This is a genomic window from Segatella paludivivens DSM 17968 = JCM 13650 (assembly GCF_000373185.1).
In the GTDB taxonomy this organism is placed as follows: domain Bacteria; phylum Bacteroidota; class Bacteroidia; order Bacteroidales; family Bacteroidaceae; genus Prevotella; species Prevotella paludivivens.
In genome coordinates, this window is sequence record NZ_KB890648.1 from 1 (window position 1) to 25,052 (window position 25,052).

Sequence of the window (25,052 nt, forward strand, 5' to 3'; positions counted from 1 at the left end):
TACTTACAAAGTAATGGCTATTTTTTTGACCTATCCGATGATACTCTCAGCAGTTTGTTCTATCTTGTAACCTATTGAATGCAAGAGGATTACAGGCTGCTTTGGAATACGGGTAGCTTACCTGCCGTCCATGTAACGTAGTATCTTTCTGTTCGCCTTTTCTATCTCCCCNACGTTGAAACCCTTCAGGTATATCTGGGTGGTTCTGATATCGCTGTGGCCAAGAGCCGAACTGATCAGTTCTACAGGCACATGGCTGTGAAGGGCTGTCGTGGCCCATGAATGGCGAAGCGTNTAGGAAGAGACGTGCCCCTTTATGCCGAGCTTTTTTGCCAGACGNGAAAGACCTGCATTGAACTTCCTAAGAGAAGACTGATAANNGCGGTAACCCGACTCGGTGTTCATGTCTGAATTGCCAAGATCAAGGCTGCAAAGAGTCCTCAGGGTNTCTCTCTTCACNGGAACACTCACGCACGTGCCCGTCTTGCGGCGGCAGTAGCTCAGCGCGCCGTCAGTAATGGAATCCATGCTGATCTGCTGAAGGTCCACGTAAGGAATGCCGCACAGNTGGTACATCACGCATGCCGTCTGCTGGATTCTGCGGAGCACACGGCTTCTGANGCCACCACTTAGCAGGACTCTGAGCTGTGGCAGATCAAGTGCCTTCTTGTGGCTTNTGTCTATACCCGTATAGACCTTATGGAACAGATGGTGGATGTATTTCGTATGTCCTGCATCCACCGCCTTGTTGTAGATGGCACGGAGCATACGCATGTAGGTGGAAATCGTGTTGAGCTTATGCCTGCNNCGAAACAGGTACTGCTCATAGCTTTTAAGNAGGCNGGGATTGATCTCGCTGAATCCGATACTGTCCCGTCCCAGATACTCACACAGGGAACGGATTGAGTTACTGTACAGGTTGGCCGTGGAAAAACGCCCGTCTCGTTTAAGGTCATACACGCAGTTCAATGCGAATGATGAAAATGATAATTGCATCTAAAAATAAGTTTAAAAATTCAGACACAAAGTTACAACACCAAAGACGATTCACAAAGGCGATGGCATTAAAAAACATGAATGATATATTGATAGGAAACTGGTATCAATCTGTCTGAAACTCTCACCTGTCAATAGCTAATGGATGACGGTAGACAAAATAAAGGATAAAGAAAGAAATAATACAAGTAAGATATATGTTTTTCATACTAGTAAGATGCAGGTATTTGCGAAACAAAAATAAAAAAGTGGTAACAAATTTATAGTTACCACTCTTTTTAAAAGTTAAAAAATCAATTTTACTATTCTGTTCAAACATCAAACATTTATTTCAAAGTTAATTAGAAATCTATTTAATCATATTAACAGACAAGGATTTAATCACTAAACTTAAAATTAGGTCTTCCGAAAACGCCTTTATTTCCGAATCCACTTTGACGTTTAATCATTTCTATCTTCATCTTTCCGGCATCATTCTTCTCAACCTGATAAATTTTCATTATCTGTTTCGGTGTCAAGAATTTGTGGAACTTTGCATAATACTTCTCACGAATATCCAATATTTTATGGCTTTGTGCAAAGTTATCCTGAATCATCTGATCTATCTCGGCATCAGTTTTTGCATTGATATCCATCCCCATGTGCTTAGGTTTCATAACTCGACAGTCCATTTTTTCTTTCAGATATTGAGAATATACAGGAATAAACTTTGCAGAAGTTGCATCATCAAGCATTAAAGTCTGCACCATTTTTTCAGTACGTTTCTGTATAATCTGCTCCTCTGTAAGATGTGTTCTTTCTTTACCATTCTGCGCTACCTGAGCGTTAACTGTTATACTACCGCTTAACATCATAACGGCAATCATAACCATAAATAAATACTTTTTCATTGTCTTTGTATTTTAATTGTTAAACACTAATTTAAGAATTCATCATTGTCGGCCATTGAAGTTAGTGATTTTAAATCTTCATCCGATAGTTGTTCTATCCACTCTTCGTTTGGAGTATTTCTATCTGATTGAATTACAGAAGTTGTATATGTCCGTTTTCTATCACTAATTTGCAACTCACCATTCGCCCCTACTCTATCTTTATTTTCCTTTGTTGACGAATATGTGGGAATATCCGTAGAATGAACTGTTGAAGTTTTGCCTTTTGCAGTATCAGTCTTTGCAAGTTTTTGCTGTTGAGGCTGTGCAATGTCATTGCCAATCGGAAAGAAAACGAATCCACTAAATACAGCTGCTGCAGCAAGTAAGGTGATAACGGCTATCTTCATTCTCCTATGCTTACGAATATCCCTTTCAGCAGTAAGAAGAATTTTTTTCTGCATTTCATCAAAGAAACCTTCAGGTGTAAAATACGGAGTATTCTTACCTATTTTATCAAAGTCAAAGTTTTTTTCCATATTATTCCTCCACCATATATTTTTTTATCTTCTCCTTTATATAATGATAAGTCACTTTTAAAGTAGCAACTTTTGTATCCGTGACTTTACTTATTTGCTGATAATCCATTTCATCATAATAACGCAAATTAAAAATCACACGCTGTTTATCAGAAAGGCGCAATATGACCTCTTGAAATTTCACAGTCATCTTATCATCATAATCTATATAATCAGACGCTTTCAAACTGTCTATCAATTCATCATGTACATTATCAGCCGACACTATTTTTATTTCCTTTTTATTCAAGAATCTTAAACTTTCATTCATTGCTATACGATAAATCCATGTACTTAGAGCACTATCACCACGAAAGCCATTCAATCCAAGGAATATTTTCACAAAGGTTTCTTGCATCACGTCTTCTGCATCTTCATGCACAACAACCATTCTACGTATGAAGTAGTAAACTGGTTTTTGATATGCATCCAGCAAAATCCGGAACCCTCCTTCCTTGTCTGATTTGATCATACGATATATCGTTTCGTCTTTTGTCATATACATTTGATGTTATCTTCTGACTATTTGAACCAGAAAAGGTCCAAAGGTTAATTTGAGACATAAAGCATTTATAAAATGTTAACTATCTATTGCATTATAGTCATAGCATTAAGGTACTCAAGCGCATAAGCACTACATACTTTTCAAAATAGAAATATTGCAAAGTCGATTAACTGATAAACCGAGGGTTTAAAGTCTTTTTGAATGAATCTGAAGTTTCTGTAAATTTTTGAACAAGAAAAATCAGCTAACTTTTCATGACCATCGTATTTCTATATAGAAACATTTTCAATTTGTCTTTGATAAAGCTATTATTATATTTAATACAGATTTCCATTTCATCATAATAACACAATATTTAAAAGTCGCTTGTCGCTGTTTAATTTAAAGATTAAACTGAGTATACCATTGATATTCTGCAAAATTATTCAGCTAACTTAACTGCATACCTAAATAAAAATAAAATCACAGAGGACGTCATTACGCAAAAAAATCAAGAATGAATGCAATTTTTCAAATCATAATGCGTCTAAGGTATAGATTTTATTAAGAAACAGATGAATACGCTACAAACAGAATTTGCGCAAATTGTCAAAGAGAACAAAAGCACAATATATACCGTATGCTATATGTTCTCAAAAGACACAGCTGAAGTGAATGACCTTTTCCAAGAAGTGCTTGTAAACTTATGGAAAGGAATGAGCTCCTTTAAAGGACAAAGTGATATACGTACATGGATATATCGCATAGCCCTAAACACTTGTATTTCAATGGACCGAAAGAAAAAGATAACAACCATACCTCTAAGTATGGATGCTAATCTATTCCAAGATCAGGACGAAGACACCAAACAGGTGAAACTACTCCACAACAGAATCAACAAGTTGCAGCCTTTCGACAAAGCGATAGTGTTGCTATGGCTTGAGAATATAAGTTACGACGAAATTGGTGAAATCGTGGGAATATCAACCAAGAACGTAGCGTCACGTCTTTTCAGAATAAAGGAAAAATTAAGAAGTATGTCTAACGATTAAACAGAATTCAAAATGGATAAAGATAATAATATAGAAGAACTTGAAATGATGAAAAAACAACTTGAAGTATTAAAAGACAAGTTGGATAAAGAAACTATCATCAATGAACAGCTAATGCGCAAGGCTATGAAAGACAAGGTTTCGAAGTTGCATAAAGAAGCTATTGTCATTGCTTGCGTGGCTCTTTTTGGAATACCATACTGTACATGGGTATTTTCATTTATGCACATGTCTGAGCTGTTTATTATTGTAACTGATATTTTCTTCGCTATCGCTATTGTATATACATACATCACACATAAAGGTCTAAAGGCCAATGATTTACTTAACGGCAACCTGATAGAAGTAAGCTATAAAATCACAAGAATGAGACATCTAGAATCAGCATGGCTTAGATTCAGCATACCGTTTATAATCTGTTGGTTTGCATGGTTCATATTTGAGCTAATGAAACAAAATGGAGATGAAGCAAAAGGCATGGCTATTGGAGGAGTTGTTGGAGGCGTTATTGGTGGAATCATAGGTATTATGAAATATCGCAAGAGTAGAAAAAAGAGTCAAGAAATATTGCTTCAGATAAAAGAACTTACAAGTAAATAATAGATCATCTAATGAATTTTACATCAGATTGATTTGAAATATCCGAGTTATACTATAGCTCGGATGTTTTTTTTACTATACAAACTATATTTTTAAGCAACTGTACATTAAAATTAGTGATTTTTTGTTAACTTTGTGCCTTAAAAAATAAACACGTATTTAGATGAAAAAGGCAATTCTAACATTAGGCATACTACTGCTATCATATAGTAGTACTTTTGCACAAGAAAACAAAGTATTTAATCACATTGGTTTAGGTCTGGGAGTAGGAACAACTGGAATAACTATAGATATTGCCGCACCGGTTACAAAATATCTTGACGTACGTGCAGGAATGGACATAATGCCAAGTTTTAAATACGGAACTTCATTAGATTTAAAAATAAGTGACACAGAACGTGAACAAGCTAAACTAGGAGGACATACAATACCAAACAGTGTTGACGTGGAGGGCAAGAACACTTCTGGAAGTTTTCATTTTATGCTTGACCTTTTTCCATTCAAAAGTTCAAGTTTTCATATTACCGCAGGAGCTTATATTGGCAATGATAAAATCATAAACGTATATAACAAATATGATAAGGACTTAGCTGAAGTTGTTGCATACAATAACACTGTCGCATCCACCCCGCTTGCAAAGACACTTGGATTTAAACAAGTAGGTGTTCAACTTGGTGACTACCTGCTAGCTCCCTACCAGACATCTGAAGGTGGACATGTTGAAGCTAATATTAAGGTGACAAAATTTCGCCCTTATCTTGGAATCGGTTTTGGAAGAGCTGTTCCGCAAAAGCACAGACTTGCACTACAGTTTGACCTAGGTGCACAGCTATGGGGTACTCCAAAAGTTTACATGATGGGCTTGAACGGAGAAAAAGAATTAACTGAAAAAGACGCAGATGGCAACGATGGCGGAGTAATCAAGACATTAAGTAAGATTACAGTTTATCCATGTATGACCCTACGCCTAAACGGAAGAATATTTTAATATAAAATTCTCCACGACAACAATTTAGTGTCGTGGAGAATATCGCTTCTTATTTAATTTCTAGCCTTAACCAACAGGTTATCAGTATCAATATCGCCAGTACCATGTTCGCTCTTTTCAAGAACAGAGACATCGCCCTTGATAGTGATATCACCAGTACCCTGAAGATTAGCATTCACTTTACCACATTTATCCATATTGACGTCAATATCTCCTGTACCCTGTAAAGAAAGAACAGTATCCTTTACTTTATGGCAAGACGCTTTTACGTCACCTGTGCCTTGCAAGAAGATCTTTGCAGTGATAGCCTCTAAGCTCTTTACTTCGACATCTCCAGTACCTTTTACTCTTGTATCGAAATTATCACAGACAAGATTATCAATATAAGCTCCACCAACGCCTGATAAATCAATTAACATATTATCTGTGTCAACTTTATTCGCATGGAAATCTGTTACACCCTTTACGCTGACAGCTACTAGATTAGGAGAACTTATATACACTTTCACTCCATCATTCTTACCTATGCCATTTAAGAACGAGCAGAGTTTAGTTTCAGTAGAAAAAACTAAAGCATTACCTTTAAATTCCACTTTGATACCTTCTACTTGTTCCTTTGGTCCCTCTATGCGGACACTCAAAGTATCAGACTGCTTGAAATATATGTCACCGACAATATCAGCCGAAACAGAATCAAAACTATGAGCCTTTACGACACGAGTTGTCTGCGGTCCTTCATTCCGTCTGCCTAAACTACAACTAGCGCTGCATGATGTTAATACCAACATAATGACAGCTGTAAATAACAATGATATAACTTTCTTCATAACAAAACATTTTAATGATTTCTGAGTATAAGACGTAATATATGATAAAAATGTTGCAGAGATATCTGAAAATAAATAGATTTATTTTGCACAATGCAAGTTTTAGTGTATCTTTGCACAAACAATATATATTGACACAAAAAGATGAGTAAATGCAATCGGACTCATGTTCTGACACAGACCGTAAACGAGTTGTCGGAAACAGAGTCGCTAAAAGGTCTATTTCATCAGCATCGCGACGGTGATCCGTTACCTTCGGGCAAGGCGCTCGAGGAGATAATAGATTTATCACGAGCAATAATATTTCCTGGTTACTACGGGAAATCATCAGTAAATTCGAAAACTATTAAATATCACATTGGTGTCAATGTGGAAAGGCTTCAGAAACTGCTTACCGAGCAGATTCTTGCAGGTTTGTGCTTTGCAGATTGCGTAGAGGAAGAAGATGACTACGATACACATTGCGAAAAGCGCAAAAAGGCAGAAGATTTGTCTGCAAAACTTATTTGCAAACTTCCAGAAATAAGAAAAACTTTAGCGACTGATGTCGTTGCAGCATACAATGGAGATCCAGCAGCGGAAAGCTTTGCAGAGATTATTGCTTGTTATCCTGTAATAAAAACTCTGACTAATTACCGAATTGCTCATGAACTATATGTAATGGAAGTGCCTCTTATTCCACGAATGATGACAGAAATGGCTCATTCAGAAACAGGAGTTGATATCCATCCGGGAGCACAAATAGGCAAATACTTCACAATAGACCATGGCACTGGTGTGGTTATTGGAGCAACATGTATTATCGGTGACAACGTGAAACTTTATCAAGGAGTTACACTTGGTGCGAAGAGTTTTCCTATGGATGAAAGCGGAAATCCGATAAAGGGAGTTCCACGTCACCCGATTCTTGAAGACAACGTGATCGTTTATGCCAACGCTACTGTTCTTGGTAGAATTACAATTGGCAAGAGTTGCGTTATCGGTGCCAACACATGGGTTATGGAAGACATGAAACCCAAGACAAGAAAATACAAGAAGATTAAACAAGATTTATTAGATATACAATATAACAATGGAACAGGAATTTGAACTCATAGCCAAGACTTTTATGGGACTAGAGCCCGTTTTGGCTCAGGAGCTCACCCAGCTGGGTGCTAACAAAGTACACATCGGACGAAGAATGGTTTCGTTCACAGGCGACAAGGAAATGATGTATCGTGCAAACTTTCAACTACACACCGCAATCAGAATACTTAAGCCAATAGCACATTTCAAGGCTAGCTCAGCTGAAGACATGTATGAAGAAGTCAAGAAGATTGACTGGAGCAAATATATAGAAAAAGGAAAGACTTTTTCTGTTGACTCAGTTGTTTATTCTGAGGAATTCAGAAACTCAAGATTCGTTACTTATAAGGTGAAGGACGCTATAGTTGACCAATTTAGAGAGAATACAGGTACACGTCCTAACATTAGCGTTAGCAACCCTGATATCCGCCTGAACATTCACGTTGCTGAAGACGCTGCCACATTGAGCCTTGACTCAAGTGGTGAAAGTTTGCACCGTCGCGGATACCGTCAAGAAAGTGTTGAAGCACCGCTTAATGAGGTTCTTGCAGCTGGAATGATTTTAATGACCGGTTGGAAAGGTGAGACCGACTTCATTGATCCGATGTGCGGTTCAGGTACAATACTTATTGAGGCTGCGCTTATTGCACGCAACATAAGTCCTGGAGTGTTCAGAAAGGAATTTGCTTTCGAAAAATGGCCTGATTACGATCAAGAACTTTTCGACAAGATATACAACGACGATTCACAGGAAAGACTATTCGAGCACCATATCTATGGATATGATATCGATATGAAAGCTGTTAATACAGCACGCCTTAACGTAAAAGCTGCTGGTTTAACTAATGAGATCAGTGTTGATCATCAGGACTTCAAAAATTTCAAGAAGCCTGCTGAGCAAAGCATTATCATTATGAATCCACCTTACGGAGAACGTATTTCTACACCTAACCTTCTTGGTTCTTACAAGATGATTGGTGAAAGACTGAAACATGAATTCGGCGGAAACGAGGCATGGATACTAAGCTATCGTGAAGAGTGCTTCGACCAGATTGGTTTGAAACCAAGCATAAAGTTCCCTGTATACAACGGAAGTCTGGAATGTGAGTTCAGAAAATATTCTCTTTTCGACGGCAGAATGAAGGAATTCAGAGCCGAAGGCGGTATCGTTAAGACTGATAGAGAGAAACAAGAAATGGCTCAGAAACACAGATTCAGAGCTGTCCGTGAATTCAAGACCAGACTTGACGAAGAAAGTAATAACGAAGAGGGCGACATACGCTCGTTTACTTTCCACAAACATGAAATTGGTGATTTCGCAGGTGGAAGAAAACGCATTGACCATGACGACAGACGCGGAGGATTCGGCGGAAAGCGTGATGACAAGCGTGGAAGCTATGGTGACAGACACGATGATAAACGCGGAGGATTCGGCGGAAGAAGTGACGACAGACGTGGAAGCTATGGCGACAGACACGATGATAAACGTGGAGGATTCGGCGGAAGACGTGATGACCAACGTGGAAGTTATGGTGGTGCAAAGAAGTTTGGAGACAAAAAGTTTGGTGATAAAGCCAAACGTGGAGGATTCGAAAAAACAACAACTCACGTTGACAGTGAAGATTAAATAATTATGAAAAAGATATTTGTTTTTATCTTAGCGATGATTGCGACTACTACGTATGCCCAAGGATTGAAGACGCTAACGCTTGAAGATCTGAATTTTGGTGGCAACAACTACCACAACATGGTTCCCAAACACCGATATACAACTTGGTGGGGCAACGAACTTGTCAGAACTGATGTTGAGGAATGCTATATTGTTGACAAAAATACAGGCACAGAAACAGAGCTTTTCTCATTGGAAAACATTAACAAATGGAGCGGAATGAACCTGCATCATTTGTACAACATTACGTTTCCTGTTGCAGGCAAGACACAAGTTTTGCTTAACGACGGTAAGAAACAAATGCTTTTTGATTGGAAAGCTAAAAAGGAGATCTGGCACACTGACAATAATTTCAACGGAAGCACACAGGCTAGTAACTTTGATTACACGTCGAGAGCAACCGCTTACGTTAAGGATTGTCAGTTACACGTAATAAGCGCAAAAGGTAAAGACAAACAACTTACTACTGACGGAAGTCGCAACATTGTATATGGTCAAAGCGTTCATCGCGACGAATTTGGCATAAATGGAGGTTTATACTGGAGTAATGACGGCAAAAAGTTGGCATTCTACAGAATGGACCAAAGTATGGTTACAGACTTTCCGTTGGTAAACATTCCAGAATTAGACTGGAAACCCTCTGAAGGCGAAAGCAGAATAGCTACACCTGCACCTGAAAAATATCCTATGGCTGGAGAAAAAAGCCACAAGGTGACTGTTGGAGTTTACGATATGAATACGGGGAAAATCATTTATCTTGATGCAGGAGACCCTACAGATAGATATTTCACAAATATTGCATGGAGTCCTGACAATAAGACTATATACATGTTTGAGTTGAACCGTGATCAAAACGATTGCAGACTAGTTAGCTATAACGCAGAGAACGGCAAGAAAATTGCCGAACTTTACAGAGAGACAGATAAGAAATATGTAGAACCGCTCCACCCTATTACTTTCCTTCCTTGGGACAGTAGTAAATTCATAATGTGGAGCCAGAAAGATGGATATACTCATTTATACCTATTTAATAATAAAGGTGAACAACTGAAACAGATAACCAAAGGTAGATGGGTAGTATTAAACTTTCTTGGTTTTGACGAAAAGCACAAGAGTATTACGATTGAGTCAAATGAATTAAGTCCTATACAAAAGAACATATTCGTTGTAAGTTTGGAAACAGGCAAGCGTGCGCTTATGGATGACAACGGAAAAGGTTGGCATACTGGCAGTGTAAGTCCTAACGGACAATATATAGTAGATAGTTACCAAACTCCAACTATACCAAACAATATCGCAATTGTAAATACAGCGAACGGTAAAAGAACAAATTATTACAAAGCAGAGGATCCTTGGAAGGGATATACTGTTCCTACTTACGATTGCGGAACTATAAAAGCTGCAGACGGAGTTACAGACTTATATTATAGAATGGTTAAACCTTTGAATTTCGATCCAAATAAGAAATATCCAACTATAGTATATGTATATGGAGGACCTCATGCACACAATATTGATGCGCGTTGGCACTATTGCAGCCGTGGCTGGGAAACATACATGGCTGAAAAAGGCTACTTGCTATTTATCCTTGACAATCGTGGAAGCGAGAACAGAGGAAAAGACTTTGAACAAGTAACATTCAGACATCTTGGAGAAGAAGAAATGAAAGACCAGATGAAGGGTGTTGATTTTTTGAAATCCTTACCTTATGTGGATGCAGACCGCATGGGAATACATGGTTGGAGTTTCGGTGGCTTCATGACAACAAACCTGATGACAACATATCCTGATGTATTCAAAGTAGGTGTTGCTGGAGGACCAGTGATTGATTGGAAATGGTATGAGGTTATGTATGGTGAACGCTATATGGATACCCCACAGACAAATCCAGAAGGATATGCTAATTGTAGCCTGCTACCAAAAGCTAAGAATCTTAAAGGAAAGTTGCAGATCATCATTGGATTAAACGATCCTGTTGTTGTACCTCAGCATGCTTTCTCATTCCTTAAGGCTTGTATTGCAGCCGGAACACAACCCGACTTCTTTGTATATCCTGGAGAACCACACAATATGAGAGGTCATCAGAGCACTCACCTTCACGAAAGGATATCTCAATACTTCTTTGATTACTTAAAATGAAACTAATAAATGTCCCATCATAAGGACGAAAAAGAGACTTATGAAAATATTATTACTCGGAGGAGGCGGCCGTGAACACGCCTTGGCTTGGAAGATTGCTCAAAGCAACAAATGTAGTAAACTGTTTATTGCACCAGGAAATGCAGGAACAGCTAACTGCGGAGAAAACATTGACATAAAAGCTGATGACTTTGAGAGTCTGAAGAAGTTCTGTGTCGACAATAATATCGACATAGTTGTAGTAGGCCCTGAAGATCCTTTGGTAAAGGGAATTTATGATGATTTCAAAAATGACGAGCGAACAAAAGACATTCCTGTTATTGGTCCTTCAAAGGCAGGTGCTGTTCTTGAAGGTAGCAAGGATTTCGCAAAAGGATTCATGGAGCGTCATAATATTCCTACAGCAAAATATAAAACTTTTGATGGAACGAACATTGAGGAAGGTCTAAAGTTTCTTGAAACACTAAAAGCACCTTATGTATTAAAGGCTGACGGTCTTTGTGCTGGAAAGGGCGTTTTGATACTTCCAACTCTTGAGGAAGCTAAAAAGGAATTTAAAGAAATGCTCGGCGGTATGTTTGGTAACGCCAGTGCACAAGTTGTGATTGAAGAGTTCCTTAGTGGAATAGAATGTTCTGTTTTCGTTCTCAGCGACGGAAAGAATTATAAAATTCTTCCAGAAGCAAAAGACTATAAGAGAATAGGTGAACATGATACAGGTTTAAATACTGGTGGTATGGGTAGTGTAACACCTGTTCCATTCGCAACGAAAGAATGGATGGCAAAAGTAGATACACGTATCATAAAACCAACTGTAGAAGGACTTGCTGAAGAAGGAATTGAATATAAGGGATTCATTTTCTTTGGATTGATAAACGTAGAAGGTGAACCAATGGTAATTGAATACAACTGCCGAATGGGTGATCCAGAGACAGAGAGTGTGATGCTAAGATTGAAGAGCGACATTGTTGATCTATTTGATGGTGTAGCAAAGGGTGACTTAGACAAGCGCAAAATAGAATTTGACGAGAGAGCTGCTGTCTGTGTAATGCTTGTAAGCGGTGGCTATCCAGAAAAATATATAAAGGGATATCCTATCAACGGAATCAATGATGTTGATGGAAGTATTGTATTCCATAGCGGAACAGCACTTAAAGACGGACAAATTGTCACCAATGGTGGTCGTGTTATTGCTGTCTCATCTTATGGAAAAGACAAGGAAGAAGCTCTGCAAAAGAGTTTCAAGGAAGCTCAGAAAATCGAATTTAAAGATAAATACTTTAGAAGAGATATAGGTAAAGACCTATAAATAAAATAAGGGTAATAGAAATTGAGAAATAAAAGAAGACAGGAAAGATTTGCCTTAAGCCGTTTCGCGCTACCTGTTACAGCAATATACGGAGCACTGGCAACATTAGCTGCCGGTGTAATAGAACAAGAGCTGTGGTTACAGACCACAGCTTTGTTTGCTGCAACCATAATGATGGTATTCATGAACAATCGCTACTCATTGATACGTGTATATAGCAGAATGGTATCTTGCTCATATCTTGTATTGATGACTATGGCAACATTCTTATTTCCATCAATACATGGTGCTATTATTGAAGTGGCATTCATTGCGGCATGCATGTTTCTTTTTAATGCCTATCAAAACCCACATGGAGCAGGTGCAGTATTCTATGCTTTTGCAATGATAGGGATATCAAGCATTTTCTTCGTTCAGATATTGTATTATGTACCTATATTATGGTTTATCCTAGCAACCAACATCTTGGCACTAAGCACAAGAACAATTGCTGCATCAATAATAGGACTGATTATACCATATTGGTTTGTGGCTGGCTATTATGCATCAACTGGCAATATGCAACCATTCATTGACCATTTCTGTGACCTTGCGAAATTCGGAAAGTTATTTGATTACAGTATGATAAACAATCATCAGGCTGTAACGTTCATATTCATTGCCATACTAGGAATAACTGGCACAATACACTTTCTGCGTAATAGTTACAACGATAAAATAAAAACAAGAATGCTATATGAAAGTTTTATAGCTTTAGAAATAGCAACAATAGTATTCACGATACTTCAGCCTCAGCATTTTGATTTTCTGTTAAGGATACTTATTATAAGTACAGCAGCACTGATAGGTCACTTCATTACGCTGACACATACGTGGATAACCAATATAGCGTTTCATTTAATAATAGTAATAACACTACTCATAACAGCTTATAACTTATGGATGCCATCATTGACTTTCTAATTAACTGGGGATATTGGGGCATTCTTATTGCCGCATTCTTAGCGGGTAGTATTCTTCCTTTCAGCAGTGAGGCTGTGATGTTGGGACTATTAGCAGCAGGGCTGAAGCCTTGGCCATTAATAATATATGGAACTATTGGAAACGTACTTGGTTCAATGTTCAATTATGCCATCGGTCATCTAGGGCGTATGGATTGGATAGAAAAATATTTGCACATTAAACCAAAGAGCCTTGAGAAAGCGCAACGGTTTATGGAAGGACGAGGTGCGTGGATGGGATTTTTTTCTTTCATCCCTGTAGTTGGAGACGCAATACCTATCGTTTTGGGACTAATGAGATCAAATTTAACTATATCTATAATAAGTATAACATTGGGCAAAGCTCTAAGATATATTATATTGGTATTCTCGGTAATATCACTGACATCATGCGTTGGTCCATCAAAGACCAACAAGAGAATGATTACTGTTACCATCGAACCATTAAGATATTTTACCGAGCAAATAGCTGGAAATAAGTTTGATGTAGTTACAATGGTCCCAAACGGGAGCAGCCCTGAAACCTACGAGCCAACAGCTAGGCAGATGGTCAAGCTTTCAGGAAGTGATCTTTACATAAAAGTTGGTAACATAGGGTTTGAGCGTACATGGATGAAAAAGCTTGAAAGCAATGCGCCACACACTATTATCATAAATTCATCTGAAGGAATAACCTTACAAAAGAACGGAAACGGAGTTGCAGATCCACATGTATGGATGAGTGCATCAAACGCAAAGGTAATAGTAAGAAACATTTATAAGGCACTTGCTGAGATAGACTCAAAAGACAGTATATATTTCAAAAGCAACCTAACAAAATTGCTGGAAAAAATTGAGATTACTGATATCAATGTAAGAGAATCTATTTCAAAAAACAAAACTCTAACATTCCTTATATACCATCCTGCATTGACATATTTTGCAAGAGATTATGGACTAAAACAGATTCCAATTGAGGAGGAAGGTAGAGAGCCTAGTGCAGCGCAACTTCAACAAACGATTTCTACAGCAAAGCAGAAAAGAGTTAAGGTTCTTTTTGTGCAGAAAGAATTCACAAACCGCAATACCGAAATTGTGGAAGAAGGCACCAATGCAAAAAAGGTAGAGATAAATCCACTTTCGTATAACTGGAACAAAGAAATGGAAGACATTGCAAAGAAACTGAAATGAGCAATACAATAATTGACATAAAAAACATAACGGCAAAATATTTTCAGAAGATCGCACTTGAAAGCGTTTCACTGAAAGTTCTTGATGATGATTATCTTGGCATCATAGGACCTAACGGTGGCGGCAAGACAACGCTAATGAAAATCATTCTGGGAATGATGAAACCTGACTCTGGAAGCGTTACATTCTATCGAAACGGTGAGAAAACTGATAATATCAATATCGGCTACTTACCACAATATACAGACATAGATAGAAAGTTTCCAATATCAGTGTATGATGTAATACTGTCAGGATTAAAGAAGAAGCTTTTCAAAAAATACACTAAAGAACAGTTAAATCAAGTTCATCAAACTATTATTGATATGGAACTTGATGAACTACAACATAATCATATTGGAGCACTAAGTGGCGGTCAACTACAAAGAGTGCTATTGGCTAGAGCTATAGTTTCTAACCCTGAAGTGCTAATTCTTGATGAACCAAACACATATATTGACAAACGATTTCAAGAGCAAATGTACGAAATGCTTAATGAGATAAACAAGTACTGCGCTATAATAATCGTAAGCCACGACATAGCAGAGATAATGAATAACGTGAAGCATATCGCATGCGTAAATAAAAGTTTGCATTACCATGCAAACAAGGATATGCCAATGCAAAAATTGGAAGAACATTTCCTGAGAATTTAAAAAAAATCAAATATTAGAACATTCTCACATACGCGTATATACTTTTCCAATTTAAAATACTATCTTTGCAAAATACTATAATATTGAAATTCAAACTTATTGATATTTAATAAATGAAACAGTACAGATTAGTAGACAATGCACTTGGATGGCTTGCATTCCTTATTGCAGCATTCGTTTATTGTTCTACAATTGAGCCGACAGCCAGTTTCTGGGACTGCCCTGAGTTTATCACTACGGGTTATAAACTTGAAATCGGTCACCCACCAGGCGCACCATTCTTTATGCTTACAGCAAACTTGTTCTCACAGTTTGTAAGCAATCCTTCACAAGTAGCTCGCATGGTAAACACCATGAGCGCATTGCTTAGCGCAACAACGATAATGTTCCTTTTTTGGTCCATTACCCATTTGACGCGTAAGTTGATCATGAAGGATTGGAATGAACTTACAACAGCCAAGACTATAATAATAGAAGGCTCAGGACTTGTAGGCGCATTGATTTACACATTCAGTGATACATTCTGGTTCTCAGCCGTCGAAGGTGAAGTTTATGCTTACTCTTCGGCGTTCACAGCTATCGTATTCTGGTTGATATTAAAATGGGAAGACCATGCCGACGAGCCTCACAGTGATCGTTGGTTAATATTGATTACCTATATGACAGGTCTGAGTATTGGAGTTCACTTGCTAAATTTGCTTTGTATTCCAGCCATTGTGCTAGTTTACTGCTACCGCAAATTCCCAAAGATGGAACTCAAAGGCTCACTTATAGCCCTAGTTATATCATTTGTAATCGTAGCTGCTGTATTGTACGGAATTGTTCCAGGAATTATAACAGTAGGTGGATGGTTTGAACTATTTTTCGTAAATGTATTGGGATGTCCTTTCAATACAGGTGAGATAGTATATATAATACTGCTTGTTGCAACTGTTGTTTGGGCAATATACGAAAGCTATTCTGAGGCAAACGAAAAACGTAGCAACATATCATTCGTGGCTTCATTTGCCATGCTTGGTATTCCTTTCTATGGATACGGATGGACTGCTGTTGCAATAGGCGCGGTAGTACTAATCGCATTATGGTTTGGCTTGAACTACAAGCATACAGTTGATAAGAAACGAGTAAGCTATGTAACTTCACGAACGAAGAACACTGCATTGCTATGCATGCTTATGCTCATGATAGGTTATTCTAGCTATGCACTGATCGTGATTCGTTCTGCTGCTAACCCTCCTATGGATCAGAACTCTCCTGAAGATATATTCACACTCGGAAATTATCTTAGCCGCGACCAATATGGTGACCGTCCTCTGCTATACGGACAAGCATATACTTCACAAGTATCGCTGAAAGTTGACGGAAGTGTGTGCAAGCCAGAAATGACTCAAGGTGCACCTATCTATAGTCGCAAGGAGAAAGCTAACGCTAATGAGAAAGACTCTTACTTCATAGTAAGCCATAAAAACAAATACCAATATGCCCAAAACATGTTGTTCCCACGTATGTATGACCAAGCTCATGCACAAGCATACGAAGACTGGATGGGTGGTGTAGACGGTACTAACGTGGCTTATGACCGTTGCGGAGAAAATGTAAATGTGAAGGTTCCTAGCCAATTGGAGAATTTAAGATTCTTCCTTTCATATCAATGTAACTTCATGTATTGGCGTTACTTTATGTGGAACTTTGCTGGACGTCAGAATGATATCCAAGGCAACGGTGAATTGGAACATGGAAACTGGATTACAGGTATTTCATTCCTTGACAAAGCACGTCTCGGAGATCAAAGCAAACTACCAGACGACTTAAAGAGTAATAAGGGGCACAATGTATTCTATTGCCTTCCATTGTTACTTGGTGTAATCGGTTTATTCTGGCAGGCATGGAGAGGACAACGTGGAATTCGTCAATTCTGGGTAGTATTCTTCCTGTTCTTCATGACAGGTCTTGCAATCGTTATATACCTTAACCAGACGCCAATGCAACCGCGAGAACGAGACTACGCTTATGCGGGCTCATTCTATGCATTCGCAATATGGTGCGGTATTGGTGTTGCGGCAATTTACGACTTACTAAAGAAGTATCTTCATGTAAGCGAACCGGTTCTTGCGGCAATAGTTTCATTACTAGCTCTACTCGTTCCTATACAGATGGCAAGCCAGACATGGGATGACCACGATAGAAGTGGAAGATATACATGTCGCGACTTTGGTCAAAACTACCTAATGACACTACAGGACAAGGGAAATCCTATCATATTCACTAATGGTGATAACGATACATTCCCATTGTGGTATAATCAGGAAGTTGAAGGAGTTAGAACAGATGCACGTGTTTGTAACTTAAGTTACCTACAGACAGACTGGTATATTGACCAGATGAAACGTCCAGCATACAAATCAACTGCCGTTCCTATCAGTTGGCCAAGAATCGACTTCTGCTCTGGAACAAATGAATATGTACCTATTCAGGCTGATGCTAAGAAACAGATACTAGAATTCTATAAACAGAATCCTGTTCAGGCAAAGAAGCAGTTTGGTGACAAACCATTTGAACTGAAGAACATAATGAAGTATTGGGTACGTTCAAAGAATCCTGATATGCATTTCATCCCTACAGATACGGTCTATGTAACAATAGACAAGGAAGCTGTAAAGAAGAGTGGAATGATGATGGCTTCTGATACTATACCTGACAAGATGGTTATCTCTCTAGCGAAGAAAGATGCTCTTTATAAGGGTGACCTAATGATGCTTGAGATGATTTCACAATGCGATTGGACACGTCCTATATACGTAGCCTTAACCGTTGGCGAAGATAACTATATGAATCTTGGCAATAACTTTGTACAGGAAGGTCTTGCAAACCGTATCACTCCGTTTACAACAACCATTGACGGTAAACCGGCACCTGGTGCAAAGAACTTTGATACAGAGAAGACATACAACAACCTGATGCATCGATATAAGTTTGGCGGTCTTGAGACAAGAGGACTTTACATTGACGAGACTGTTATGAGAATGTGCTACACTCATCGTAGACTATTCGCACAGCTCGCTAAGCAGTTGATCATTGAGAAGAAGAATGCTAAGGCTCTTAAAGTTCTAGAGAAATGTGAAAAGGTTCTTCCTTCATACAACATTCCAAACGACTATATGAGCGGAAGTCTTGACTTAGCTGAATGCTATGCAATGCTTGGCAAGAAAGAAAATGCCAGAAGGTTATTTAATGACGTATGGAAAAATGCCACACAATACATGAACTGGTATCTGTCATTGAGTAGCGATCACTTCTCTCAGTCAATGAACGATTGTATACGCGAATTGACGATCATGCAACAGGCTAATGAAGTTGCTAACATGATTGATCCAAAACTCGCCAAGACTACAGGTAAACAATTCCAATATATGTTTAATATGTATCGCGGCAAAGGCGGTGTGCTACCACAACAATAAAGAAAAGATATGTTTATAGAGCAACCAGCAAAATGGTTGCGCTGGATGTATCCCAGTGCGACTTGGAGAATGGACAAGAAAGAACATTCGGTTTATCTGACGTTTGATGACGGTCCTATCCCCGAGTCCACACCTTTCATTTTAAATACTCTTAGAAAGTTTGATGTAAAGGCAACATTCTTTATGGTGGGTGAAAATGTATTGAGACACCATGACCTATACAACAAAATCATTGAAGAGGGACATCAAGTGGGTAACCATACATTCAATCATCTCGGTTCATTCAAGCATTGGACAATAACCTATGCAGAAAATACCGATCAAGCAAATGATTTAATTCACTCACACTTGTTTAGACCACCACATGGATGGATGAGACACTCTGTATATTGGTGGCTAAAAAAGAAATACAAAGTAGTAATGTGGGACTTGGTAACAAGAGACTATTCAAAATGGCTTGAAGCCGATGATGTTGTAAACAATGTCAAGCGGTTTGCCAGAAATGGTTCTATAATAACTTTCCACGATTCACTAAAGAGTATTGACAAGTTAAAGACAGCACTTCCAGAATCAATAAAATGGTTAAAGGAACAAGGTTATGAATTCAAAACCTTTGAATAGTGTCTCACTTACAGAGGCAATAAAAGCCGAGGCACAAAACCTCGGCTTTTTTGCATGTGGCATTGCCAAAGCAGAAGCCGTAGATGATGAGACCGCTAAGCATATAAAAAACTGGATCCAAAAAGGCAACTATGCCAATATGGATTACATGTATAATTACACTGACAAACGACTTGATCCCAGATTGTTAATGAATGGGGTAAAGAGTATTGTTTGTGTAGCTCTTAACTATGCACCTAAAAAGACCATAAAAAAAGGAGAATATCAACTTGCAGCCTACGCACTTGGCAAAGATTATCACGACATTATAAAAAACAAATTAAGACAACTTGCCCAAAAAATTGGATTTGAAGATGAATTGTATTCCAAAGATCCACAAGCCAATAAATGCAGAATTTTCGTTGACTCTGGACCTGTACTAGAAAGATATTGGGCAGAAAGAGCTGGTTTAGGATGGACCGGAAAGAATCATCAACTAATAATACCACATGCCGGGAGTATGTTCTTTCTTGGTGAATTATTTCTTGATGTCGAACTTAAATATGATACGCCCATTAAAAGTAAATGTGGGAAATGCCATAAATGTATTGACTCATGCCCAACTAATGCTATAAGTGAATGTAATGAAATTGATTCCGAACGATGCTTGTCGTACCAAACAATAGAAAATAGTAGTAAAATAAGCTATCTTTTAGCAAAGGAGATGGGAGAGACAATATATGGATGCGACAAATGTCTCAATGCATGTCCATGGAATAGATTCGCTCAACCAAACGACACACCAGAACTTCAACCAAAGGAAGAGCTTTTAAATATGACCAAGGAAAAATGGCAGAACCTAACAGAAGAAGAATACAGAGAATTATTTAAAGGCAGTGCCGTAAAAAGAGCAAAATACAAAGGACTGAAAAGAAATATTGATGCCGTGGCTTGCATCAATAAAGAAAAAAAGCTAACTTTATACCCAAAACAACAAAACTATGACAAAAAGAGTGAATAGTTACCAAGCAACAGCCGCACTAACAAGAGCTTTTTTCGAAGCTTTCAGTACTGCAATCGTAGACAGCACATACCCTGGTGACGATTTTAACGAGAAGAATAATCCTAGCAATATCAAACAAGCTATGCTCGAGCATTATGAAGAAATAGGAAACCATTTCATGGATATAATGTTGCCAACTCTTATAAGACTTAACTACTCTGATGAAGAAAAAGTTGAGAGTGACATACAGAAACTTTCCAAAGAAAAGAAACTCACAGTTCATGATTATTTGAAATATGCTTGTAAGACAACCAAACTTTATGAAGCAACAGTTGACGAGTACAGGAGAAATATGGAATTGCTTCTTGGTGGTATGTTCTCAACTATACCAGAGCATTTACAACAATACATAAAAGGCATACAGTTGGCTGCAATTGACGAAACAAAAGCCATCCAACTTATGGTGAGAACAATCATGAAAGCGTATGCAGCTGGAATAAGAACTGCAAAATCAGGTAAGAAAAGCCTAAACCAAATAACAATACTTAGATTGTTGCTTATAAATACAAATATACTAATCAACAACAGTGTATTGAAAAAAGAAAGTGACGATTTAGTAGAACTCTTTGAGGAAGCATGTGGAAATGAGGCTAATATCAATGTACTCTTCAATACTCTCGATGATATGTACAAAGAATTAGCTGAAATCGATGGTATTTCAAATAAAGAAAAAGCAAATTAAAAATGAAACAAATAAAGATATTAATCATAATATCCATTGCCACATTAATGACAACTTCGTGTACGAAGAAAATACACATCAATGAAGTAAGTTTTGAAAAAGATTCAGTGTATTACAATAATAAACCATTTACTGGGGAAATACGGACTGAAGATGACAAAACAGGTATTTTTAACACCGATAAAGGTGTTTTGAAATCATTGAAATTCTATCATGACAATGGAAAAGAAGCAATTTCAATGAAAATAAAAGATAATGGTAAACCAGAGACACACATATATGATGACAAGGGTAATCCAACAGACCTTGTTTCTTTCCAGCAAAAGTATATGGATTTATGGATAAAGATTGCTTTGGTTCAAGGCGAATTCATGAGCAAATAAATTAAGAAAAAAGGTGCAATTCAAAAATAGAATTGCACCTTTTTTATATATTATAATATAACTTATTGCATATCATAAACTACCTGCATGAGTTTCTTGCCCAATGCATCAGCCTCATCCATCGTTGCAGCCTCACTGTATACACGGATAATTGGCTCCGTATTACTCTTACGAAGATGTACCCATTTGTTTGGAAAGTCAAGTTTGACTCCATCAATGTCAGTAACAGTAACATCTTTTTCCTTACCATACATCTCCTTAACCTTAACAAGGATTGCATCTACATCAGTAGAAGGAGTAAGATCTATTCTATTCTTAGCAATACAATATTCTGGGTATGTAGCACGAAGTTCGCTAATACTGCATCCCTTATGAGCTAGATTAGACAAGAACAAAGCTATACCAACAAGAGCATCACGACCATAATGACTCTCAGGATATATTACTCCACCATTGCCTTCACCACCGATAACAGCATGAACATCCTTCATCTTTGTGGTTACATTAACCTCTCCAACTGCTGCAGGAGTGTAAACACCACCATGCTTAACAGTTACGTCACGAAGTGCACGAGTTGAGCTCAAGTTTGAAACTGTATTACCTGGTGTGTTGCTCAAAACATAATCAGCAACAGAAACCAAAGTATATTCTTCACCAAACATTTTGCCATCCTCACATATAAATGCAAGACGGTCTACATCTGGATCTACTACTATACCTAGATCATAACCACCCTTAGCTAGTTCACCCATAATACCACCAAGGTTTTTCTCTATTGGTTCTGGATTATGAGCAAAGTCACCATTAGCTTCTCCATTAAGGAATTTATAATCTACTCCAAGAGCCTTTAATAGATCAGGAAGAATTACACCACCAACGGAATTTATTGAATCAACTACGACCTTAAAACCAGCCTTTTTGATAGCATCAACATCAACAAGTTTCAAATTCAACACACTATCAATGTGTCGTTTATCAAAAGTATCATCTTCATTGTATTTGCCTAGATTATCTACATCAGCAAAATCAAAATCTTCACGTTCTGCAATATCGAGCACCTCATTACCATCATCTTTTGTCAGGAACTCACCTTCATTATTAAGTAATTTAAGAGCGTTCCAATGACGTGGGTTATGACTTGCAGTGATGATAATACCACCATCAGCTCCACTCATACGCACAGCAATTTCTGTTGTCGGTGTTGTAGCAAGACCAATGTTGATAACATCATATCCCATACCCATAAGAGTACCACACACAACATTCTTAACCATGTCTCCAGAGATACGAGCATCACGACCAACAACAATTTTGTTGCTGTCTGATTTCTTACTGCGACGAATAAATGTAGCATAAGCCGAAGTAAACTTAACGATGTCAAGAGGATTAAGAGTGTCACCAGCATGCCCGCCTATAGTACCGCGGATGCCAGAAATAGATTTAATTAGTGTCATATATTTATATGTTATCTACCTTTTTGCAATGTAATTTCATACAGACAAGGATATACATCGCTTGATGCAATTGTTGTACCCTTAGCCGACGGAACGATTAATTTTACCTTGGCGATATCACTCTCAGCAGACTCATAACGTGCGAGATTGATATAAGCGAAAGGAACCAACAGTCCTTCTGGAACTGATGTTGTACTATAAAAACTAGCAAACAAACTTTCACCAGATACAAATTGTCCATAGAAAGAACCTGAAATATTCCTTACATTCAAATGGTCTACAATAGCAGAATATTTAAGCACATCATTTGACAACAGAACAGAATCTGTCATAAGGTTAACCTCAGTAAATCTCATAAGAACAGGAGAAGTATCACCACTCTTCAATCTAGAGCCAGTACCCTTCCTTACAATCTGCATATATACTCCTGAACTATTAAATAGCACATATTCGTTTTTACTAACATTTGTAGTGGAATCTTGTGCAAAAAAAGTTGCTTCAGAAATTACATTAACGGCAGAATCAGCGATAAACTGGTTGATTGCCGAGCGTTCCTTTTTCTTCTTATCAGCATAAGTTTCCGTATTGCTACATGAACCGAAAATCATTATACCAACCAAAGCGAGAAGTGCAAATAGAGTTTTCTTCATCGTTAAATTTATAAATTACAATGACAAAGATAATGCAAATGTGCGAATTATCCTATCATTTTGATGCAAAGATACTAAAAAGCTAACATATAGAAAGGTTATAATGAGAGTTTTTATTTATATTTCCCAATTTTTAAGCTTTCAACATATCACCGAATTTGATTATAGCATTGCGAGCTATTGTTTCAGCCTCTGCAAGACTACAATGCAGTTTACCACCACTAGCATTAAGATGCCCTCCCCCATTGAAAAATTCTTCAGAGACCATATTACAAGGAAAATCATCAACAGAACGTAAACTCACAAGAACCGTATTATCGTGACGATCATCCTCACGAAGTGATATTGAAAACTTATGTCCCTTTATACGCAGCGGTTCATTGACAAGTCCTTCTAAATCTCCTTTTATAAAGTGATATTTTTTCATATCATCCCTACTAACGGTGAAATAAGAGGCATGATATTCCTCAAAGATATTCAACTTCTGACTCATTAAATAACCACGGAACTTAATTGCCCATGGGCTATAGTTGTTGAATACATTGCGGTATATTTTATCCTTATCTATTCCAACTGTGAGAAGAAGTCCTATAATTGAATATATTTCTGGACGTGCTGAATTATAAGTAAAGCCACCTGTATCAGTCATCATTCCACAATATAATGGAACAGCTATCTTACGCGTCATATTTTCAATTCCAGAGAGTTGATAGATTAGGCGAAATACCAATTCACATGTACTGCATGCTTCTGAATGTGAAATAGTTATAACAGAATCAATGACTGGATTAAGATGATGGTCTACAACCACTTTTTTTGCAGAAGACGCATCTATACTTTCTTGCATATCTTCAAGTCGTGCAGCATCGTTAAAGTCTAGAAAAAATATCAAGTCTGCATTCTTAAAAGCAGCATCTATTTCAACTTTGTGCTTATCATATCTTACTATCTTCTCAGTACCAGGCAACCATTTTAAAAAATCAGGATATGCATCAGGAACAAAGACAGATGGACTTTTGCCCTGCTGACGCAAATATTCCGCCAAACCAAGACAAGCACCTATTGCATCACCGTCAGGACTTTTGTGCCCCACAAGTATTATTTTATTTGCATCGCTAATAAGAGTTCTTAACTCAGCGATTTCTTTCTCTGTTATAATATCTATCTGCATAATGATTGCAAAGGTAATAAAATTAGGTGAAACCCAATATAATGAAAACAAAAATTGGTCAGAATTGATGTAATAAATCTATTACCATCATTTCTGACCAAGACTATATTTTATAAAGAATAGTTTGAATATTCTATTATATCACAAAT

23 protein-coding genes are annotated in these 25,052 nt (G+C 37.7%); 15 read left to right on the forward strand and 8 right to left on the reverse strand.

The genetic code is table 11. From position 1 onward, the window contains the following. Positions 1–117 precede the first annotated feature (117 nt). From B045_RS15085 to B045_RS0108130, 4 genes are all read right to left on the reverse strand, one after another. On the reverse strand, positions 118–996 hold the full coding sequence (locus tag B045_RS15085) for a tyrosine-type recombinase/integrase (protein WP_044067698.1): 879 nt from the start codon (positions 994–996) through the stop codon (positions 118–120). A gap of 377 nt (positions 997–1,373) precedes the next feature. Further along, a complete protein-coding gene (locus B045_RS0108120; protein WP_018463776.1) occupies positions 1,374–1,886 on the reverse strand; it encodes a DUF3826 domain-containing protein in 513 nt (170 codons plus the stop codon). 26 nt (positions 1,887–1,912) lie between these two features. Next, positions 1,913–2,404, reverse strand: a complete 492-nt coding sequence (locus tag B045_RS0108125; RefSeq protein ID WP_018463777.1) for a hypothetical protein — start codon at positions 2,402–2,404, stop codon at positions 1,913–1,915. A 1-nt stretch (position 2,405) separates the two neighbouring features. Next, positions 2,406–2,942: an RNA polymerase sigma factor gene (locus tag B045_RS0108130; RefSeq protein WP_025884190.1), complete on the reverse strand. Its 537-nt coding sequence runs from the start codon at positions 2,940–2,942 to the stop codon at positions 2,406–2,408. 560 nt (positions 2,943–3,502) lie between these two features. On the opposite strand from B045_RS0108130, the gene B045_RS0108135 reads away from it, so the two are divergent. The 3 genes from B045_RS0108135 (at position 3,503) to B045_RS0108145 (ending at position 5,567) form a co-directional block, all read left to right on the forward strand. Continuing rightward, complete coding sequence (locus B045_RS0108135) at positions 3,503–3,979, forward strand: RNA polymerase sigma factor (RefSeq protein ID WP_018463779.1); 477 nt, start codon at positions 3,503–3,505, stop codon at positions 3,977–3,979. 12 nt (positions 3,980–3,991) lie between these two features. Continuing rightward, positions 3,992–4,579, forward strand: a complete 588-nt coding sequence (locus B045_RS0108140; RefSeq protein ID WP_018463780.1) for a hypothetical protein — start codon at positions 3,992–3,994, stop codon at positions 4,577–4,579. A 163-nt stretch (positions 4,580–4,742) separates the two neighbouring features. Beyond that, positions 4,743–5,567 (forward strand): hypothetical protein, encoded by an 825-nt coding sequence (locus B045_RS0108145; RefSeq protein WP_018463781.1) that lies wholly within the window; start codon positions 4,743–4,745, stop codon positions 5,565–5,567. Positions 5,568–5,620: 53 nt separating this feature from the next. Here the strand turns inward: B045_RS0108145 and B045_RS14915 are convergent, their stop codons facing one another. Then, positions 5,621–6,394 (reverse strand): GIN domain-containing protein, encoded by a 774-nt coding sequence (locus B045_RS14915; RefSeq protein WP_025884188.1) that lies wholly within the window; start codon positions 6,392–6,394, stop codon positions 5,621–5,623. Positions 6,395–6,538: 144 nt separating this feature from the next. On the opposite strand from B045_RS14915, the gene epsC reads away from it, so the two are divergent. The 12 genes from epsC (at position 6,539) to B045_RS0108210 (ending at position 21,628) form a co-directional block, all read left to right on the forward strand. After that, on the forward strand, positions 6,539–7,483 hold the full coding sequence (gene epsC / locus B045_RS0108155; RefSeq protein WP_018463783.1) for a serine O-acetyltransferase EpsC: 945 nt from the start codon (positions 6,539–6,541) through the stop codon (positions 7,481–7,483). Beyond that, positions 7,467–9,086: a THUMP domain-containing class I SAM-dependent RNA methyltransferase gene (locus B045_RS0108160; RefSeq protein WP_018463784.1), complete on the forward strand. Its 1,620-nt coding sequence runs from the start codon at positions 7,467–7,469 to the stop codon at positions 9,084–9,086. The genes epsC and B045_RS0108160 overlap by 17 nt, the downstream gene beginning before the upstream one ends. Positions 9,087–9,092: 6 nt before the next feature. Continuing rightward, entirely contained in the window at positions 9,093–11,267 is a 2,175-nt protein-coding gene (locus B045_RS0108165) for a S9 family peptidase (RefSeq protein ID WP_018463785.1), read from the forward strand. A gap of 40 nt (positions 11,268–11,307) precedes the next feature. Next, on the forward strand, positions 11,308–12,576 hold the full coding sequence (gene purD / locus B045_RS0108170) for a phosphoribosylamine--glycine ligase (protein ID WP_018463786.1): 1,269 nt from the start codon (positions 11,308–11,310) through the stop codon (positions 12,574–12,576). A gap of 21 nt (positions 12,577–12,597) precedes the next feature. Continuing rightward, positions 12,598–13,539, forward strand: coding sequence for a hypothetical protein (locus B045_RS0108175; protein ID WP_018463787.1), 942 nt, complete (start codon positions 12,598–12,600; stop codon positions 13,537–13,539). Further along, a complete protein-coding gene (locus B045_RS0108180; RefSeq protein WP_018463788.1) occupies positions 13,515–14,747 on the forward strand; it encodes a metal ABC transporter solute-binding protein, Zn/Mn family in 1,233 nt (410 codons plus the stop codon). The genes B045_RS0108175 and B045_RS0108180 overlap by 25 nt, the downstream gene beginning before the upstream one ends. Then, positions 14,744–15,442 carry a metal ABC transporter ATP-binding protein gene (locus B045_RS0108185; protein ID WP_018463789.1) on the forward strand — a complete coding sequence of 233 codons (699 nt, stop codon included), beginning with the start codon at positions 14,744–14,746 and terminating at the stop codon, positions 15,440–15,442. The genes B045_RS0108180 and B045_RS0108185 overlap by 4 nt, the downstream gene beginning before the upstream one ends. Positions 15,443–15,555: 113 nt before the next feature. Next, positions 15,556–18,900, forward strand: a complete 3,345-nt coding sequence (locus tag B045_RS0108190) for a glycosyltransferase family 117 protein (RefSeq protein ID WP_018463790.1) — start codon at positions 15,556–15,558, stop codon at positions 18,898–18,900. Between the two features lie 9 nt (positions 18,901–18,909). Beyond that, a complete protein-coding gene (locus tag B045_RS0108195) occupies positions 18,910–19,521 on the forward strand; it encodes a polysaccharide deacetylase family protein (RefSeq protein ID WP_025884183.1) in 612 nt (203 codons plus the stop codon). Beyond that, positions 19,499–20,521: a tRNA epoxyqueuosine(34) reductase QueG gene (gene queG / locus B045_RS0108200; protein WP_018463792.1), complete on the forward strand. Its 1,023-nt coding sequence runs from the start codon at positions 19,499–19,501 to the stop codon at positions 20,519–20,521. Before B045_RS0108195 ends, queG begins: the two co-directional genes overlap by 23 nt. After that, a complete protein-coding gene (locus tag B045_RS0108205; RefSeq protein WP_018463793.1) occupies positions 20,502–21,245 on the forward strand; it encodes a hypothetical protein in 744 nt (247 codons plus the stop codon). Before queG ends, B045_RS0108205 begins: the two co-directional genes overlap by 20 nt. A gap of 2 nt (positions 21,246–21,247) precedes the next feature. Continuing rightward, positions 21,248–21,628 (forward strand): hypothetical protein, encoded by a 381-nt coding sequence (locus B045_RS0108210; protein ID WP_044067700.1) that lies wholly within the window; start codon positions 21,248–21,250, stop codon positions 21,626–21,628. 62 nt (positions 21,629–21,690) lie between these two features. Here B045_RS0108210 and glmM read toward each other — a convergent pair whose 3' ends face one another. From glmM to B045_RS0108225, 3 genes are all read right to left on the reverse strand, one after another. Beyond that, a complete protein-coding gene (gene glmM / locus B045_RS0108215; protein WP_018463795.1) occupies positions 21,691–23,082 on the reverse strand; it encodes a phosphoglucosamine mutase in 1,392 nt (463 codons plus the stop codon). A gap of 11 nt (positions 23,083–23,093) precedes the next feature. Next, positions 23,094–23,732 carry a DUF4827 domain-containing protein gene (locus B045_RS0108220; protein WP_018463796.1) on the reverse strand — a complete coding sequence of 213 codons (639 nt, stop codon included), beginning with the start codon at positions 23,730–23,732 and terminating at the stop codon, positions 23,094–23,096. Between the two features lie 133 nt (positions 23,733–23,865). After that, the gene (locus B045_RS0108225) at positions 23,866–24,903 is read right to left on the reverse strand and encodes a DHH family phosphoesterase (protein WP_018463797.1); all 1,038 of its coding nucleotides are present in this window, start codon (positions 24,901–24,903) and stop codon (positions 23,866–23,868) included. Positions 24,904–25,052 lie beyond the last annotated feature (149 nt).

Excerpts from the sequence above, each read along its gene's own strand:
- queG (WP_018463792.1), top strand. The coding sequence starts at position 19,499 with ATGAATTCAAAACCTTTGAATAGTGTCTCACTTACAGAGGCAATAAAA.
- B045_RS0108165 (WP_018463785.1), top strand. The coding sequence starts at position 9,093 with ATGAAAAAGATATTTGTTTTTATCTTAGCGATGATTGCGACTACTACG.
- B045_RS0108130 (WP_025884190.1), bottom strand. The coding sequence starts at position 2,942 with ATGACAAAAGACGAAACGATATATCGTATGATCAAATCAGACAAGGAA.
- B045_RS0108195 (WP_025884183.1), top strand. The coding sequence starts at position 18,910 with ATGTTTATAGAGCAACCAGCAAAATGGTTGCGCTGGATGTATCCCAGT.
- B045_RS0108145 (WP_018463781.1), top strand. The coding sequence starts at position 4,743 with ATGAAAAAGGCAATTCTAACATTAGGCATACTACTGCTATCATATAGT.
- B045_RS0108135 (WP_018463779.1), top strand. The coding sequence starts at position 3,503 with ATGAATACGCTACAAACAGAATTTGCGCAAATTGTCAAAGAGAACAAA.
- B045_RS0108120 (WP_018463776.1), bottom strand. The coding sequence starts at position 1,886 with ATGAAAAAGTATTTATTTATGGTTATGATTGCCGTTATGATGTTAAGC.
- B045_RS0108180 (WP_018463788.1), top strand. The coding sequence starts at position 13,515 with ATGGATGCCATCATTGACTTTCTAATTAACTGGGGATATTGGGGCATT.
- purD (WP_018463786.1), top strand. The coding sequence starts at position 11,308 with ATGAAAATATTATTACTCGGAGGAGGCGGCCGTGAACACGCCTTGGCT.
- B045_RS14915 (WP_025884188.1), bottom strand. The coding sequence starts at position 6,394 with ATGAAGAAAGTTATATCATTGTTATTTACAGCTGTCATTATGTTGGTA.
- B045_RS0108220 (WP_018463796.1), bottom strand. The coding sequence starts at position 23,732 with ATGAAGAAAACTCTATTTGCACTTCTCGCTTTGGTTGGTATAATGATT.
- glmM (WP_018463795.1), bottom strand. The coding sequence starts at position 23,082 with ATGACACTAATTAAATCTATTTCTGGCATCCGCGGTACTATAGGCGGG.
- B045_RS0108210 (WP_044067700.1), top strand. The coding sequence starts at position 21,248 with ATGAAACAAATAAAGATATTAATCATAATATCCATTGCCACATTAATG.
- B045_RS0108185 (WP_018463789.1), top strand. The coding sequence starts at position 14,744 with ATGAGCAATACAATAATTGACATAAAAAACATAACGGCAAAATATTTT.
- B045_RS0108190 (WP_018463790.1), top strand. The coding sequence starts at position 15,556 with ATGAAACAGTACAGATTAGTAGACAATGCACTTGGATGGCTTGCATTC.
- B045_RS0108125 (WP_018463777.1), bottom strand. The coding sequence starts at position 2,404 with ATGGAAAAAAACTTTGACTTTGATAAAATAGGTAAGAATACTCCGTAT.
- epsC (WP_018463783.1), top strand. The coding sequence starts at position 6,539 with ATGAGTAAATGCAATCGGACTCATGTTCTGACACAGACCGTAAACGAG.
- B045_RS0108160 (WP_018463784.1), top strand. The coding sequence starts at position 7,467 with ATGGAACAGGAATTTGAACTCATAGCCAAGACTTTTATGGGACTAGAG.
- B045_RS0108140 (WP_018463780.1), top strand. The coding sequence starts at position 3,992 with ATGGATAAAGATAATAATATAGAAGAACTTGAAATGATGAAAAAACAA.
- B045_RS0108205 (WP_018463793.1), top strand. The coding sequence starts at position 20,502 with ATGACAAAAAGAGTGAATAGTTACCAAGCAACAGCCGCACTAACAAGA.
- B045_RS0108225 (WP_018463797.1), bottom strand. The coding sequence starts at position 24,903 with ATGCAGATAGATATTATAACAGAGAAAGAAATCGCTGAGTTAAGAACT.